12 protein-coding genes are annotated in these 17521 nt (G+C 33.5%); 6 read left to right on the plus strand and 6 right to left on the minus strand.

Annotation, left to right across the window (positions count from 1 at the left end; translation table 11 throughout):
* Positions 1-154: 154 nt before the first annotated feature.
* The 3 genes from P178_RS22085 to P178_RS0113855 all read left to right on the plus strand — a co-directional run bounded on the left by P178_RS22085 (position 155) and on the right by P178_RS0113855 (position 5090).
* The gene (locus tag P178_RS22085) at positions 155-3718 is read left to right on the plus strand and encodes a metallophosphatase (RefSeq protein WP_051638306.1); all 3564 of its coding nucleotides are present in this window, start codon (positions 155-157) and stop codon (positions 3716-3718) included.
* A gap of 320 nt (positions 3719-4038) precedes the next feature.
* Positions 4039-4422 carry a response regulator gene (locus P178_RS0113850; protein WP_027066771.1) on the plus strand — a complete coding sequence of 128 codons (384 nt, stop codon included), beginning with the start codon at positions 4039-4041 and terminating at the stop codon, positions 4420-4422.
* Between the two features lie 248 nt (positions 4423-4670).
* Positions 4671-5090: a response regulator gene (locus P178_RS0113855; protein ID WP_051638307.1), complete on the plus strand. Its 420-nt coding sequence runs from the start codon at positions 4671-4673 to the stop codon at positions 5088-5090.
* Positions 5091-5240: 150 nt separating this feature from the next.
* Here the strand turns inward: P178_RS0113855 and P178_RS22090 are convergent, their stop codons facing one another.
* The 4 genes from P178_RS22090 to P178_RS0113875 all read right to left on the minus strand — a co-directional run bounded on the left by P178_RS22090 (position 5241) and on the right by P178_RS0113875 (position 11127).
* A complete protein-coding gene (locus P178_RS22090; RefSeq protein WP_051638308.1) occupies positions 5241-6626 on the minus strand; it encodes an exonuclease domain-containing protein in 1386 nt (461 codons plus the stop codon).
* 9 nt (positions 6627-6635) lie between these two features.
* Positions 6636-8696, minus strand: a complete 2061-nt coding sequence (locus P178_RS0113865) for an ATP-dependent helicase (protein WP_027066773.1) — start codon at positions 8694-8696, stop codon at positions 6636-6638.
* Between the two features lie 182 nt (positions 8697-8878).
* Complete coding sequence (locus P178_RS0113870) at positions 8879-10093, minus strand: sensor histidine kinase (RefSeq protein ID WP_027066774.1); 1215 nt, start codon at positions 10091-10093, stop codon at positions 8879-8881.
* 137 nt (positions 10094-10230) lie between these two features.
* Complete coding sequence (locus P178_RS0113875; protein ID WP_027066775.1) at positions 10231-11127, minus strand: mechanosensitive ion channel family protein; 897 nt, start codon at positions 11125-11127, stop codon at positions 10231-10233.
* A gap of 372 nt (positions 11128-11499) precedes the next feature.
* Here P178_RS0113875 and P178_RS0113880 point away from each other — a divergent pair, with 372 nt between their 5' ends.
* From P178_RS0113880 to P178_RS0113890, 3 genes are read left to right on the plus strand one after another with little or no spacing between them, the layout of a single operon-like run.
* A complete protein-coding gene (locus P178_RS0113880) occupies positions 11500-11772 on the plus strand; it encodes a hypothetical protein (protein ID WP_027066776.1) in 273 nt (90 codons plus the stop codon).
* 21 nt (positions 11773-11793) lie between these two features.
* Complete coding sequence (locus tag P178_RS0113885) at positions 11794-12159, plus strand: S24 family peptidase (protein ID WP_036146880.1); 366 nt, start codon at positions 11794-11796, stop codon at positions 12157-12159.
* Positions 12156-13424 (plus strand): Y-family DNA polymerase, encoded by a 1269-nt coding sequence (locus tag P178_RS0113890; protein WP_027066778.1) that lies wholly within the window; start codon positions 12156-12158, stop codon positions 13422-13424. The genes P178_RS0113885 and P178_RS0113890 overlap by 4 nt, the downstream gene beginning before the upstream one ends.
* 146 nt (positions 13425-13570) lie before the next feature.
* Here the strand turns inward: P178_RS0113890 and P178_RS0113895 are convergent, their stop codons facing one another.
* Both P178_RS0113895 and bglX read right to left on the minus strand, forming a co-directional pair.
* On the minus strand, positions 13571-15223 hold the full coding sequence (locus tag P178_RS0113895; protein ID WP_027066779.1) for a sulfatase: 1653 nt from the start codon (positions 15221-15223) through the stop codon (positions 13571-13573).
* Between the two features lie 21 nt (positions 15224-15244).
* On the minus strand, positions 15245-17515 hold the full coding sequence (gene bglX, locus P178_RS0113900) for a beta-glucosidase BglX (protein WP_027066780.1): 2271 nt from the start codon (positions 17513-17515) through the stop codon (positions 15245-15247).
* Positions 17516-17521: the final 6 nt, after the last annotated feature.

Raw genomic sequence — 17521 nt, forward strand, 5'->3', positions numbered from 1 at the left:
AGTAACAGTAGTTGCTTTTTATAGTTATTTAAAAAACCTATTGAGTTAAATGAATGCGCAGTAGATATCTAACTTTGTGACTATATTTTTTCAGTTAAAATAGAATACAATCTATCCCTGTAAATTCATCAACACGTAATATAAAATCTAATACATGCGTAAAATATTCTTTACCTATACTTTTATTCTTTGTTGTAGTATTATTTTTTCTCAAGACAGTGATGCTAACAATTTAAAGATAGGAAAAGAGGTTTCTCATTCATTCTATATTTCATCTAATGTTGGTGATGTTTCTTTTTCTGATGCAAAGAACATATTGGAAGAGATAAATTTAGCATCTAAAAATGATAAGGAGGCAACACTATTGTTGCTAGGGAATGTCATAAATAAAGATGGTTTTTCTTCTAACAAAGAAAAGCAAGAAAAAGTAAAGTCTTACCTAGAACCTTTAATGAGTATTTGGGATGAGTTTAATGGTAATGTCATTTTAACGCCAGGGGAGAATGAATGGGTAAAAGATGCACCACAGAGTATAGACGATTTAGAATCTTTTTTACAGGATAATAGCAAAGCTAAATTTTGGCCAAATGATGGTTGCCCTATTGAACGGGAAACTATTAATGATGATGTGGTATTAGAAATGGTAGATTCTCAATGGTATCTAGAAGATTGGGATGATCACCCATATATTAACGAAAAGTGTGAGCATAAAACTAGAGACCAGTTTTTGGCAGAGTTTAAAGATGATTTAAAGGATAGTCAAGGTAAAACCGTTATTGTTGCGGTATACCAACCTGTAATGAGTAATTCCAAAATTTCCATGATTAATAAAATGGGCGGATTTACACCAGAATCTTATCAGAATAAAGAGAATAGAATATTACGTGGTAGGCTAGAGACAATTGCCAGTCAATTCGAAGATGTCATATTTGTATCTGGCAAAGACCGTAATCTACAATATTTAGAAGATGATGGTATTCCACAAATTATTAGTGGAGCTGTTGGTAAAACTGAAAAGGCAAGGGCGCCTAAAGAAGAACATTTTGAATCTACCAATAACGGTTATGCAAAACTGACTGTATATAAAGATGGTAGTTCTGTAGTTGATTTAATTGAATTAAAAAATGGAGATTCTAAAGTTGCCTTTACCAAAAAGATTAAAAGGGAACGACTAACTATTGATGAGGTTTCTTTTCCTAAGGAATTTGATGGGTCAACAGCTAGAGCGTCTATATATACCAAAGAAGAAACAGATAAAAGCGGATTTTATAAATGGGTATGGGGTAATCACTTTAGAGACCTTTACAGTAAAGAAATTGAAGCACCGGTTTTGAAAATAGATGAACTGCCCAACAATGTTAGACCAATTTCAGAGGGTGGTGGAACACAATCAAGGTCTCTTCGCCTAATAGATGATAATGAACATGAATATACATTAAGAGCGCTACGCAAGAGTGCAGTACGTTTTTTACAAACAAACGCTATAGAGCATCATTATGTTGAAGATTATCTTAAAAACACCGTCGCAGAGCGTTATGTGCTCGATTTTTATACTACAGCACATCCTTATGCTCAATTTGCGATGAACGAGTTATCAGAATCCATTAATATTTTACATGCAAATCCTAATATATTTTATGTGCCAAAGCAAAAAGGTTTAGGTATTTATAATGAAGATTATGGTGATGCGCTTTTTATGTTAGAGGAACATGTTGGGGACGAAAACAAAAGCTTTGAAACCTTTGGTAGTCCAGATGATATAATTAGTACTACCGACCTTCGTTTAGAACTTTTGGAATCTAAAGATTCATATGTAGACGAATCAAGTTTTATTCGTGCACGTTTGTTTGATATGTTAGTGGGTAATTGGGATAGACACCAAGATCAGTGGCGTTGGGCTCAGTTTGAAACTGAAGATGGTAAAAAAAGATATGAAGCTATACCTAGGGATTGGGACCAAGCTTTTCCTAAATATGACGGACCAATAATTGGTATGTTGAAATTTGCTTTTCCATTGCTTCGTAAAATGGAAACTTTTGATGATGATATCAAGAATGAGAAGTGGTTTAATTTATCGGGCTATCCTTTAGATAAAGCTTTTATAAAAAATGCTGATTGGGATGACTGGAAAGCACAAGTAGACTATATTCAAGAAAATTTATCTGATGAAGATATAGAGGTTGCCTTTAAATCTTTACCTGAAGCTGCGCAAGATAACAGTATAGAGGAAATTAAAAGGAATTTGCAATCTAGACGAGATAAACTACAAACTATTGCAAGAACATATTATGATTATCTAAACAATTTTGAAGTTGTTATTGGTACGGAGGATGATGATGAATTCTTAATTACTAGAAAACCTAATGGAGATACATATATCTCAATCTCAAAAGATTCTATAGTCTTTAATAATACCTACAATTCTAAAGAAACCAAAGAAATATGGGTTTATGGTTTAGATGGCAATGATACGTTTACAGTGAACGGGGAAGGAGATAAGCTTATTGATATTAAAATTATAGGAGGTAAGAAAGATGATATCTATGATTTTAAATCTACAAAGAAAGTAAAGTTGTATGATTATAAGAGTAAGGACAATACTATTATTAATCCTAAATCTAAAAAATGGTTAACAGATTCATATGACATCAATACGTATGATTATACGAAGAGAAAGTATAATGAAAATATAATTTTTCCAAGTTTAGGTTACGATGGCGACACAGGATTTAGAATCGGATTAAAAAATCGTTTTACAACTTACGGTTTGGCAAATAATCCTTTTAAGGCGCAACATACCATAGGAGGGGAGTATTTCTTTGCCACCAACGGATTTGCAATTGATTATAATGCAGAATTTGCTCATGTTTTTTATAACTGGAATTTAGGTTTCGATTTAAGATATGCTAGCCCAAATTTTACAACTAATTATTTTGGAGAGGGTAATGATACTTTTTATGACAATGAAATAGATAGAGATTTTAATAGAGTGCGCATTAGACAGTGGAAAGTTTCTCCTTATTTGGTCCATACCAATGCTGGCAGTAGTTACCATTTTAGGTCAGCCCTAGAATCTTTTGATGTTTCTAATGATGATGAACGCTTTGTTGGTCAATCTTTTTCTTCAGATAATGATGTATATGAAGAGCAATTATATGCTACTGCTGAGGTTGGGTATAAGTACAAAAATGAAAATGATCCTGCTTTTCCAAATAGGGCTATGCAAGCAAATATTGTAACAGGGTATACAGCTACTGTTAATGGATATGACAATAGCTTTGGATATGTAAAACCATCACTGTCATTAACTTATCCTTTACACCCAAGTGGTATAGCTGTTATAGCCACTAAGATTGCTGGTGAAGCTATTATTGGGGATAATTACGAATTTTACCATGGTGCGGTTATAGGGGGCAATCAAAGTTTACGAGCATATAGAAACGAACGGTTTAATGGCAAGTCTTCTTTTTATCAAAGTACAGATTTAAGAGTAGGCGTTACCAGATTTAGAACAAATTTCGTACCTATACAGTTGGGTGTTAGCGCAGGCTTTGATTATGGTCGTGTTTGGACAGATGAAGATAATTCTACCAAGTGGCACAATGATTTTGGTGGTTCTGTTTGGATTTCTGGTTTTAGCGCATTGACAGGAAACCTAGGTTTTTATCATGGAGGAGATGCTAATCGTTTTCTGTTTAGTGTAGGATTTAATTTTTAGTATTAAAATTCCAGAGTTTTAGATTAAGTTTCTTAATTAGATTAAAATCTACTTTGAAAGGAGTAAAGAATATATTTTAAATTTTATAACTTAACGAAAGTTGATTAAAAATATCAGTTGTATGGTTTAGTTGTTAATGGTTAGTGTTAGATTAATACAACTGAGAATGGGTTCCTTTTTAAAGGAACCCTTTTTTAAATATAATTGCATACTATTGAAATTGATTATCGATGAAATTTATAGTAAAAGTTAATTTGATAACTGTATTAGCGTATATTTAATATTAGTAGTTTAAGTGATTATAGTTAAAGAACAAATTGATGGGTAAAGTATTTTTGGTGATTGATGATGATATGGTATCGCAATTTACCGCTAGGTACGCTGTGCAACAATCTAATTTTGATGCCCAGATCTATGTCTGTGAAAGTGCAACAGAAGCCCTTAATTTATTAACTGAATTAAAGGACGAGAACAAACCTATACCCGACTACATTTTACTAGATTTAATAATGCCTGAAATGACCGGTTGGGAGTTTATAGATGAGTTACAAAGCTATAACGGCAGTTTAGACCAAATGAAAATTTTTATAATGTCTGCATTTACTAATGCGAAAGACAGAGAAAGAGCTAAGAATCATAGAGCAATAGATGGGTATTATGAAAAACCTATATCTAGAAATATGATACAAGCGATTACAAAATAACATACTTATCCTTTTTTTAATTGATAACTATTATGCTATGTAGCTGAGGTTGGTGAATTTCTCATACGTGCTTGTGAAATAGTTAATTATTCCAAGTATTTATATTCACTTAAAAGCTAGGTATATAAAAATCTATATATTCTATATTAGAATATGTTACCATTTGAGTTAATATTCAATTTTATTGACGAATACTATTAAATGTTTTCCTCATAATTTTAGAGGATGTATTTGTTTTAATAGAACTGATGAAAGATTTAAATATTTATATAGCGGATGATGATTTAGATGATTTAAGCTTTTTTAAAGAAGCTTTAGAAGATATTCCTATAAGTACTCAAGTGACTCATTTTGATAACGGAGTAGATTTAATGGATAGGCTATTTTCTGATCAAACATTGCCAGAAGTCATCTTTTTAGATTTATACATGCCCATTATGGACGGATTTGAATGTTTAATGGATATTAGAAATTTCAAGAAATTTAAGAATATTTATATCATCGCTTATTCATCAATATATAGGGAGAGGGAAGTAAACCAGCTCAAACAAGATGGAGCTAACCAATTTTTGAAAAAGTCATCTTCTTTTAAAGAGCTAAAAAAATTGCTATTAGATTCGTTGTCTAAAGTAAATACAAAGCGCAATGACTTTATTGTACTTACATGATTATATGGTCAATTTTAAAAGTTAGTTATTTAGATGAATTAAATTTCCAGATATAATAATCTAAGTACTAATTATTCCAGATTTTTGATCATGAAGTTCACTATAACTACTATTGTTGATAAACTAGCTTTAATTTAATTAGTTAGAATGTCAAGAGTTTATGGGCTTTATTTTCCATGGATTTCGTTTTGTATAACTTGAAATTATCATCGCAGTATGGTAAGAATGTTTTTTCGGATCAAGCATATCTTTCAAATCTTCTACACTTGATACAGATTGAGAATTGTCAAGAAAACCGTAACCTTGGTAGACACCATGAAGTATTAAAACAAAACTACGTTCTTCTTTAGAACGACCTTTTTCAAAAACTACATAATTGTCATTTTCGTTATTAAGAAAATCTAAAGCTTTTTCAACCTTAACGTTATATAACCCGATTTCTTCCTCTCCACTGCAAACACCATCACATTCCATGTATTCATCATGGGTACATCTGCCTAATTTGCTCTTTAAACCTGTTTGTAACGGACATAATCTAAACTTTTTAGTAAGTTCAATTAAGCGTTTTATTGCGTCTCCTCTCTTTAAGAATATTTCGGTAGGGGAGTGTTGAAAAGGTCTTCTTTCGATTTTTAGTTGAAGAACGCCCTTTTTATTTTTTTGAGGTGTAATATGATAAGTGATATAACTCTTCTTTTGTATATAATTGAAAGGAGGGTCTAGCTTATCTATTAAATCCGCTTCACGCAATAATGCTATCAATTCACTTCCCGTGGGTTCATAATCTACATGGTAAGTAGCGTTGCAAAGTGCTATTTCTTTCTCGCTAAAATTATAGAAATGACTCAACACTCTTTTTTTAATATCCTTCGCCTTGCCCACATAGATTACTTCACCAACTTGATTTTGAAATTTATAAATACCGGGAGTATTGGGTAATGCATTTAGTTTTTGATACTCAATATTTTTTGGTGCTATATGCTCTTTCTCAACCTTTGGCTCTAAAAATTTAGAGATGACTATTTCGTTCTCGTCTAGCGCCATCAATCTTTGAAATAATATGGATACTGAAACATTAGTATCACTCATATCATTTGAAGCTAAAAAGGGAATGTTTAAAACACTAGTTAAATATGGTAATTCATAATTGGTCATATTAGGAATTAACTTCTTAGCTAGGCGTAATGTGCATAGCTGAGGAATTTTAAATGAATAGCCCAAGTATTTAAACTCAGACTGTAGGGCATGATGTAAAAATGATGCATTATGACCCACTAATATATGGTCTTCTAGTTCTTTAAGAATAGTATTGGCGATTTCCGAGAATGTAGGTTCTTGTAATAGAATGCTATCGGATAAACCTGTTTTTTGCTGAATGTAATTAGGAATACGTTCTTCAGGATTTATGTTGGTGCTAAATACAGGTTCATAATAATTTCCTTTAAGCTTACTAATAGTTAATTGTACTATTCTTAAAGGATTTGGCTTATAACCGAATGTGGTCATTGAGATTATGGCAAATTTTCTTTCTGGCATGTCTAACCTTTAGCTAAAGTCCATTCCTGAAGACAGGTCTATTTTATTGGGTTCTGGTGCGTCTTTTACAGTTTTGAAATCATGCCCTATAGTTTCTTGTTTTACTAATCCGTCGGGTATGGCTGTCAAAAAATAAGTTTCTGCATCATCTGATTGTTGACCATTATTTGATGGTATAGATTTTTTATGAATAGCCGCAATAGAAGCTGTATTCCTAGTGATAATCAATCTGTTTTTTGCCCTCGTTAATGCTACATATAAAACTCTACGGTCTTCTTCAATAGCATCTACATCATCTAATGACCAAGCAGAAGGAAATGATTTTGGAGAAACATTCAAAACGATACAAACATCAGCTTCCAAGCCTTTGGCGGAGTGGATGGTAGATATAATTACATGATCTTTTTCTTCGTCAGTCTCTAATTGAGACTCGCTTAGAACAGGTGCACCGTTCATTTTTTCTGCATTATCCAATAATCCTTCACCAATAAATTCACCTAAGCTTGAATAGCTATTCGCTAAAAGTTTTAAAACAGGGAAATCACCTTTACGCTTTTCAATCCAATCTTTTCGGTATCTAAACGCAAGTCCTAATGACATGGCATCATAAGCGATGTCGACCATTTTGCCAACCTTTCCTTTTTCTTTTTGCACAGCATTGTAGAGTTCGGCAATTTTGATTCCGTCTTTACCAGGTATAGCTCCTTGTAAAAGGGTAGGGATATCCGTTTTACCTTCATCAGCAATTATAACCGCCATAATTCTTGATGCTCTAACTTCGCCTATACCTTCCCAAAAAGTCAGGAATCTTACCCAAGCTATTTCATCATATGGGTTATTGACAATTCTAAGTAAAGACACTAAATCTTTAATGTGTGCAGCTTGCAAAAATTTACGTCCACCATAAGTGACATAGGGTATTTTTCTTCTTATGAAAACTGCCTGTAATGTCTTTGTATAATATTGAGAACGAGATAAAATAAGGTGGTCTGAAAAGCGACGGTCTTCATCTGTATAATTTTTTAAAATCTCATCAGCAACCCAATTCGCCTCTTGCCACTCATCACTTACATTCAGTAGTAAAGGAATTTCACCATCGCCTCTTACGGACTGTAATTCTTTTTTATAATCTATTGGCGATTTTTCTAATAACCAATTAGAAATGTCTAATATCTCTTGTGTAGAGCGGTAATTTTTTTCAAGTTTAAATACTTCAGAATTTGGTACACGTTCCTTAAACTGATGAACATTTTTAAAATCTGCTCCTCTAAAAGAATAGATTGATTGTGCATCGTCACCAACACAGAATAAGTTACATATATCTATAAAGGGCGATAGTAATTCCCACTGTAAAGGGTTGGTATCTTGCATTTCATCAACCAAAAGATAATCTAGATCTTGAGATAATAGTTTTCTAGCTTCGGGATTTGTTTTCAACTGTGTGGATACCACTAATAACAGATCATCATAATCTAAATAGCGTTGTTCCATTTTTTTCTTTTGATATGCCCTAAGTAAAATTTCTACACTAGGTTTCATAGCCGTTATCTCATATTCGGTATCCTTATCTTCTTTGCCTTTATATATTAAAATACGAATAGATTCGGTCAAGTTCTTTTTTGTATTTCTCGCATAAGAATATACATCTAATAGTTGCTGTGGTTTTATTCTAAGTTTACTATAGACATCACTATGACTTCCTGAAACCATCTTCATTAAGCCTAACTGGTCATCTGGGTCTATAACAGTATAGCTGGCAGCACCAAATAAATTAGGGTATTTAATAATCAATTGATTGCACCAAGAGTGAAAGGTGGCGCCGCTCAATGAACGCCCATTAGATTGTGGTAAACTTGCTTTTACGCGTTCTACTATTTCATTGGCAGCTTTCTTGGTAAACGTAAGTATTTGAATTTTTGATGGGTTTGCACCGTTCTCTATCAAATATGCAGCTCTAGCTATAATTGTACGTGTTTTACCAGTACCGGCACCTGCAAGTACCAGAAGATGCTTACCGGCAAATTCAACCGCTTTCAACTGTTGTTTATTAAGTTCTTCTTTTATGTGCATTTAATATTGTTAAAAAAACTATGAATTAGACCAAATAAAGGCAAAACATAGGGTTAATATTAATTTTGGTAGCATTCATTCGTTGAGGATATTAAACTTGAATAATTACATAAAAAAATAAGGAAGTTGATTTTACGATATCATCGCAATTGCCCATAAAGTGTTATATATGAAACGTTTACTTATTGCTTCATGGGCAAATAGACCTTAAAAGTAGCTCCCTTACCCACAATACCATTTGCAATTATAAATCCCTTGTGATTCTCTGTAATTCTCCTTGCTATGGCTAATCCAATCCCTGTTGATTCAGAATACCTTTCTGAATCAAGGCGTTTGAATATACCAAAGATTTTTTCATTATACCTTGGGTCAAAGCCGGTTCCATTATCAGAAATAGTCAATTCGCAATATGAAGTATTTAAATCTAGTTTATCGAATTTTAGATTTTTGCTTTTCTCGATTCTACTGCTAATGGATATTTTAAGACTACAATCGTCGGATTTGAAAGTTATAGCATTAATAATTAGGTTGTATAGAAGTTGTTCAATTTGATCAGGCATAACCGAGACTGTAGGTAAATCTTCTACGATAATTGTACCATTACATTTAGAGAACTCTTTTAAAAGTCTTTGACGAATATTCTCAACTAGAGTGTTTAAGTTTACTTTCTTGAATTTTTGTGATGATTTCTTGAATTCAGAAAACACCAATAAATCATTTAGTATGTTGCGCATACGTTGCGATTCATTTTTAATACTCTTTAAATATTTTGTTACATCAGTTGTGAGACTAGAATTGTTCTTTTCTAATATTACACTAGTGAACATTTGAATTTTTCTTAAAGGTTCTTGAAGATCATGACTGGATACAAAATCAAAAGATTCTAACTGAAAATCTTTTTTTTCAATTTCTAAATCCTTTAAGCGTAATTTTTCAATCGTATCTAAATGAAAGGATATTAGCTCTGCATAAATGGTAAACATTCCTATGATCTTGGAATTGTTCAATTTATTAGGTTGTGGATCTAGTGCACATAAAGTTCCAAAAAATTCACCGCTTTTGGTTATTATAGGTACAGAAATGTAACTTTGAAACCCGTATTGCTTAGGTATGGGATGATTAACATATTCAGGGCTTTGTTCCACATGATCAATAACAACTAATTTGTCGTTTTGTCTAACTTCCCTACAAAAAGTAGTTTCAATTTGTAACTCGTCGCCCGGTTTCAATCCGAAGTTTAATTTATCGAGCACACCACAAGTAATCCATCTTTCTGCAGTTACCCTTGCAACTGCCACAAAACCTAAACCTGTAGTTTGGCTAATTACATCAAGAATTGTAGGTAATATGGTTATTGATTGAACATCTTTGATATTTTGGTCAAAACTTACGAGCATAGTTAATTGGAATATAGGTGGGTGTTATTAAATATAGTTATTATATATTACTAAATTGGATTTGGATTACAAAGCTAAATTCATAAAGGCACTTAAAATTTCATTATTTAAAGAGTTGAGCTCGTTGATAAAGAGAATTAAGATTTATTCTTTTGGGAGTTAATTCTAAGAGGAAATTCAGATTCTTTTCCATATAATTTTATCTCTTGAATATCTGCAGGCATGTAATAACCTGCTGCTTCTAATTCTTCTTTTACATTACGAACAACATTACCTTTAGTTATAAGTGCCATTCTCCTAAAGTCTTTGGTATCTACCCAAAAAAATACTTTCAAATTAACCGTGCTAGTAGCAAGCTCATCTTCAATCACAAAATTTTCATGTTCTTCATCTTCAATTACATTTGGTTCTTTCTTCAAAGCCTTTAAAATAGTCTGTTTTGCGCCTTCTATATTGTCTTCATAAGCAATGCCAATTGTAAAATCCCATCTAAAAAAACCATCTTCTGTGTAATTTGTAACGGGTTTTGTCAATACATCACTATTAGGTATATAAACATCTTTACCATCGAAAGATTTAAGTTTAGTATATCTGAATTCTAAAGCTTTTACTTTTCCAAAATTGTCATCTATTTGAACGGTATCATCAACGTCAAAAGGTCTGCTAAATGCCATAATGATTCCTGCAATAAAGTTTTGACCAATATCTTTAAATGCAAATCCCAATACTACTGCGCTAGCACCAGCAGCAGTTAATATTCCAGTAGCTATGGCACCAAGACCGGCAGCTTCCAATGCCAACATTACAGCAATAATAACGAGTATGTATTTAATGGCTTGTCCTAAAAATTTACTCATTAATGGGTCACCGGTCCTTGCTGATAGTTTTCTTTTAACGAAACCGCCAATCCAAGTCCCAAGAAGTAGTCCTAAAATTACAAGTAGTATTCCCATTCCAATACCTGGTAATTGTTCAATGAAATCATTGTAAAATAGTGTTACAGATTCTGTAATGGTGGTTGTATTCTTTTGCATGGATTAAGAAGTTATGTTCATTTACCCAATTTAGTGGGCTTCGGTAATTTATAATCTATCTGCTAATATAAATTGTCTAAACTGTTTTAAAATTGACTGTAAAGAGTAATGATGATGTTTTAAATCAATCCCAGCTATCTCAGCTTTAACCTATTTCAGTTAATATTTTATCCATTATCATTAATTGCAATAATTAAAATTGTAGATATTACGTCAGTTTCTGATTACTCTTCGTATTTATTGAAGGGTTTACTGATTAAGTTTGGTTAGCCATCTCACCTCGAGATGGCTTTTTTTATTAAAATTATTAGTTGTTAATAATATTATCAAAAATAGCATATATTATTTGGATTATATCCTGAAATTTGGAAAATGTCCAAAACTGTATTTAGAAATTATGATATTAAGGTTATAAAGGCTCTCTTAAAAGAGATTGGTAAAGAGCGCTATAATTGTGCTTTAAAAGATGTAGGCTTATTTGAAAGCAAACCTCTTTCAATGGATGGTTTTTTTGTGGAATATGAAACAGACACACATGATGTAAACCTGTATTACAAATATCCATCGCGCATTATTTGCTATATAATGCCAGTCCTTGGATTTTGGAACGTGCCAATTGATAACTGGGTAAGGGAAAGAAAATAAATTTAGAAAGAAAACTAATTGATGATAGAATTAGATAAGCATTTAATAAAAAAACCTGAAAATAACCATAGGGTACAAAGACCTACTCAAACGGGTTTTTCTAGCCCTGCAACACATTATAGTGAACCAAGAATAGATTTGAATGAAGTACTTGTTTCAAATTCATCTTCCACATTCTTTATTAGGGTTATTGATGATTCCTTTAAAGAGAATAATGTTTTAACCAACGATGTGCTGATTGTAGATAAATCTTTGTCGCCAAAAATCGGACAACTTGTTGTAGCTACAGTTGATGATAGTTTTAAGATAATTAAAATAGATAGCGCTTCTAATACTGAACTGAATATTTGGGGAGTAATAACTTATATTATAAAACCTGTATTATGATAGCACTAGTAGATTGCAATAGTTTTTACGCTTCTTGCGAACAAGTATTTAGACCAGATTTAATAAACAAACCGGTAGTAGTTCTAAGTAATAATGATGGTTGTATAATAGCAGCAAATAAACAAGCCAAGGCATTGGCAGATATACCCATGTTCCAACCCGTATTTAAAATCAAAAAATTGTTGGATGATAATAATGTAAGCTATTTCTCGTCTAATTATACTTTGTATAGTGATATGTCTAGGAGGGTTATGGATACCTTAATGATGTTTTCTCCAAGAGTTGAAGAATATAGCATAGATGAAAGCTTTGTAGATTTAAGTAGTATGCACAACGCAAACTATGATACCATTGCACATACTATAAAAAATACGGTAGAAAAGAATACAGGAATTCCGGTAGGTGTAGGTATAGCAAAGACCAAATCACTTTCTAAGTTAGCGAACAAGTACGCTAAAAAAATAGCAGCCAATAATAATGTTTACGTGGTAGATACAGAACAAAAGAGACAGTATCTTTTAAAAAATCTTAAAGTGAAAGATATATGGGGAATAGGGAAGAAGCATGCTATTCGTCTTCAAGACAAAAATGTAAATACGGCTCTAGATTTTGCTAATATGCCCGTTGCTTGGGTAAGAAAAGAAATGACGGTAATAGGAGAGCGACTTTGGAGAGAATTGAATAATGTGCCCTGTTTAGAATTGGAAACCGTTACCAATGCTAAAAAAGGTATTGGAACTGCTAAATCATTTGGATTTAAACTTACCGAATATTCACTTATTGAGGAAGCCTGCAGTTTTTATGTAGCTGAAGTTGCGGACTTATTAAGGCAACAACAAAGTCTTGCTTCTCAAATTGAAATTTCATTGGAAACTAACCAACACAGTGCTATTGATAAGCAATACAGAAACAAAATTATCTTAAATTTAGATACGCCTACCGATAGTACCATTAAGCTGACGAAGGAAGCTTTAAAAGGTTTACAGCAGATATTTAAACCGGGATACCGTTATAAGAAAGTAGGGGTGAACCTAGCTCATTTGGTTCATAAAAATGAGGTGCAAACAAACCTATTCTATAATCCTCATAAAAGTGAGAGCGATGCTATTACAAAACTAATGGATAATTTAAACGGGAAGTACGGTAAGAATAAAATTAAGACAGCAACCGTGGGTAATCGTAGCAAAGAATGGGCATTGATAAAAGAACATAGAAGCCCTAGATTTACTACACAATGGGGAGAGCTTTTAACTATTGGAGGTTAGAATTCCAGGTTCTGTTTTAAATGATATTTTAAAGAAATAAATTCTAATATGACCTATCTATTCTAGCCTTATAAACGAAACAATTAATTAATGACACTATAAGCAAGATTAAAGAATACCGGTTTATAGATATTATCATAGAATATTTAGTGAAATGCAGGGACACCCCTTAATCTCTTAAATTGATTGTATGCTTTATTCACCTCTTCCTTAGATGTTTTCATAAATTCAGTTTTGGTGACGCCATATCCTTTTTGGACACTATCTAATTTATGCTGCATAACCGATAGTGTATTTTTATAATTGGGGTTGATAATTACATTGTTTTTTTCATTCGGGTCTTTCTCCAAATCATATAGTTCCCAAGTATCTATATCATCATAAAAATGAATCAATTTGTAGCGTTTTGTTCTAATTCCATAATGTTTCTTTACCATATGGAAAGCAGGGTAGTCATAGTAATGATAATAAACAACGTCTCTGAAATCTTGTTCGTTTAAAGTGCCGTTTAATAATCCTAAAAAAGATTCTCCTTGCATTTCTGAGTTCAAATTTGCAAACCCAGTAAGGTCTAAAAAGGTTGGTGCAAAATCTAAGTTTTGAACCATCGCATCAATTTTGGTACTAGGCAATATGGTTCCAGGTAGTTGCATTAATAAAGGAGTTTTAAAAGATTCTTCGTACATAAAACGCTTATCAAACCAGCCATTTTCGCCCATCCAAAAACCTTGATCAGAAGTATATACAACCAATGTATTTTTATCTAAGCCACTCTTTTCTAAATAATCAAGAATTTCACCTACTCCTTCATCAACAGCAGCAATTGTTGCCATGTAGTCCTGTATATAGCGTTGGCCTTTCCAAATAGCCAATTCTTTACCAGTTAATTTTGCTTTATGAAAAGCATTGTTTTTCGTTAAGTAAGCTGCATCCCAAGTCAATCGTTGCTCAGATGTCATTCTATCAAAGTCAGTTGTCCATGGGTTATTGGCAAGTTCTGTCTGTCCATAAGCTGTCGACATTTTTAAATCATGACCTTCATACATATCTTTATAAATGGTCTGAAGTTGTTCTTTCGCAGCCCATTGTTTGTTGAATTCAGGGAAATAACTATCAGGTAGTGGAAATTGTACAGAATCATACAATTTGACATGACGTAAGGCTGGCATCCAATTTCTATGAGGAGCTTTATGCTGTACCATTAAGAAAAAAGGAAGAGAATCGGTTCTATTATATTTTAACCAATTCAAGGCATCTTCAGTAATAATATCAGTCGCATAACCCTCTATACGTGTAGTATCTCCATTTTCAATAAAGTCGGGATTATAATAGTTTCCTTGGTCAACGATAATTTTCCAGTGATCGAATCCTTCTGGGTAACCATGCAAATGCCACTTACCGAACACTGCGGTGTTATAACCAGATTGCTGCAGCATTTTAGGTAATGTAGGCTGACTGCCATTAAAGTGATCTCCGTTTTGTCTAAACCCGTTTATATGGCTATGTTTTCCAGTTAGGATAACTGCTCTACTAGGACCACAAATTGAGTTGGTAACGAAACTATTATTGAATAGTACCCCATTTTTAGCAAGTCTATCAATATTCGGTGTAGGTGCTAATTTACTGATGGGATGACCATAGGCACTAATTGCCTGTACGGCATGATCATCTGCCATAATAAACACGATATTGGGTTTTTGTGCAGTCTTTTTACTCGTATTTATTTTGGTGTTACAAGCAATGGTCAATAACCCTATAAGCGTTAGAATACCTATTCGCATAGTTGATTTCAATTTCATTTTAAATGATGGATCGAAGATTTATTCCAGTTCAAATTCAGCAGACATCTCAGCATTGGAATTTCCACCAACGAACACCTTAAATTTCCCTGGTTCAGCCACAAATTTTAATTCGCTGTTGTAGAATTTTAAATCATTTGCCGATAAGGTAATGGTAACAGTTTTTGATGCTCCTTTTTTTAGAAATATTTTTTGGAATCCCTTTAGTTGTCTTACGGGTGCAGTAATACTACGAACCTCATCTTTTAGGTATAGTTGTACCACTTCTTCTCCATCAAAGTCTCCCGTATTTTTCACTTTAACTGAAACATTTATTGACTCACCTTGTTTTAGGATGTTCTTATCTAAAGTAATTTCACTGTATTCAAAAGAGGTATAGCTTAAACCATAACCAAATGGGAATAAAGGAGAAATTTCACTATCGAGATAATTGGATTTAAATTTTTCGAATTGATGTGTGGGTGCTGGTCTACCTGTATTTTTCATACTATGGTAAATGGGAATTTGACCAACATTCCTAGGCCAACTTGCCGTAAGTTTCCCTGACGGATTGTAATCTCCAAAAAGCACATCGGCAATGGCATTTCCAGCTTCAACACCGGGGTTCCAAACCTGGAGAATGCTAACTGGCAAGTTAAATTCTTCGGAAATGGTTAATGGTCTACCGCTAAATAAAACTAGAATTACCGGTTTTCCGGTTTCCACTAAAGCATGTATCAATTTCTTTTGGCTTTGTGGTATTGATATATCTGTTCTGCTTGCAGCTTCCCCTGCAAATTCTGAAGCTTCCCCGACGACTGCAACGATTACATCTGCATCTTTACTATTTCTCAAAACTTCTGAAAGCATTGTATCAGGAGTTCTTGTATCGATGTCTACTCGTAATCCGAAAACATTGGCACGCTTGGCGAGCTCCGTATCATTGGTGATATTTGCGCCTTTGGCGTAACTTATTTGAGCATTAGGAGCTACATTTTTTAAACCTTCCAACACAGGAATTGATAATTGAGGGTCACCCGTAGGAGCCCATGTACCCAACATATTATTTTTGTCGTTCGCCAATGGACCAACTAATGCAATTTTGGCATCCTTTTGTAATGGAAGAACATTGTTTTCGTTCTTTAACAGTACAAAAGATTGCGTTGCAATTTTTCTCGCTGCTAATCTATTTTCAGCAGTAAGAATGTCTTTTTCCGGTCTAGAGGTATCCGAATATTTATAAGGGTCATCAAACAGTCCCAATTGATGCTTTGCGGTTAAAATCCTTCTAGAGGCAATGGTGATGGCTTCTTCGGTTACTTTTCCTTCTTGTACAGATTTCTTGAGTGTGGTCAAAAAACCTTCGCCTACCATATCCATATCTAGTCCTGCATTCAGCGATTGAGCTGAAACGGCTTGTAAATCTCCCAATCCGTGAGCCATCATTTCATTTACAGAAGTATAATCTGATACAACAAAACCTTTAAAGCCCCATTGCTTTCTTAATAAGTCTGTAATCAACCATTTGTTTCCCGTTGCGGGTATACCATCAATATCGTTAAACGATGTCATGGCACTACCAACACCTGCATCTACTGCCGCTTGGTACGGTGGTAGGTACTGATTGTACATTTTCACCTTGCTCATATCAACAGAATTATAATCGCGACCAGCTTCTACGGCACCGTAAAGAGCCAAGTGTTTTACCGTGGCCATCATGGTGTGCGACTTACTTAAATCGTCACCTTGGTATCCTTTCACCATTGCTGTTGCAATAGCTGATCCTAAATATGGGTCTTCACCTGAGCCTTCAGAAATTCTTCCCCATCTGGCATCACGGGATATATCTACCATTGGCGAAAAATTCCAGTTAATACCATCTGCGGTAGCTTCTTTTGCTGCCATTTTTGCGGCACTTTCAATTAACTCCATATTCCAACTAGAAGCCACACCAAGTGGAATAGGATAGGTGGTCTTATAACCATGAATAATATCGGAACCTATTAATAACGGAATTTTTAATCTCGAATTTTTTATGGCTATTTCTTGAGCCTGCCTAACTTTCTCTGGGCCTGATACACCAAACAAACCACCTACTTGTCCGGCTTTAATTTTTGCCTCAACATTTTCGCTTACTACAGAGCCTGTGGCGATACCGCCACCAGGTGTCAATAGATTTAGTTGTCCTATTTTTTCATCTAAAGTCATTTCGCTCAATAATGCTTCAACTTCAGGTATGGTTTCTTGCGCAGACATTTTAAAAATGGCAAACGACAATAGTAGTAATGGTAGTAATTTATACGTGTGAGTCATAAATAT

Origin of the sequence: Maribacter sp. Hel_I_7, assembly GCF_000688315.1 — a bacterium.
GTDB classification, from domain to species: Bacteria; Bacteroidota; Bacteroidia; order Flavobacteriales; family Flavobacteriaceae; genus Maribacter; species Maribacter stanieri.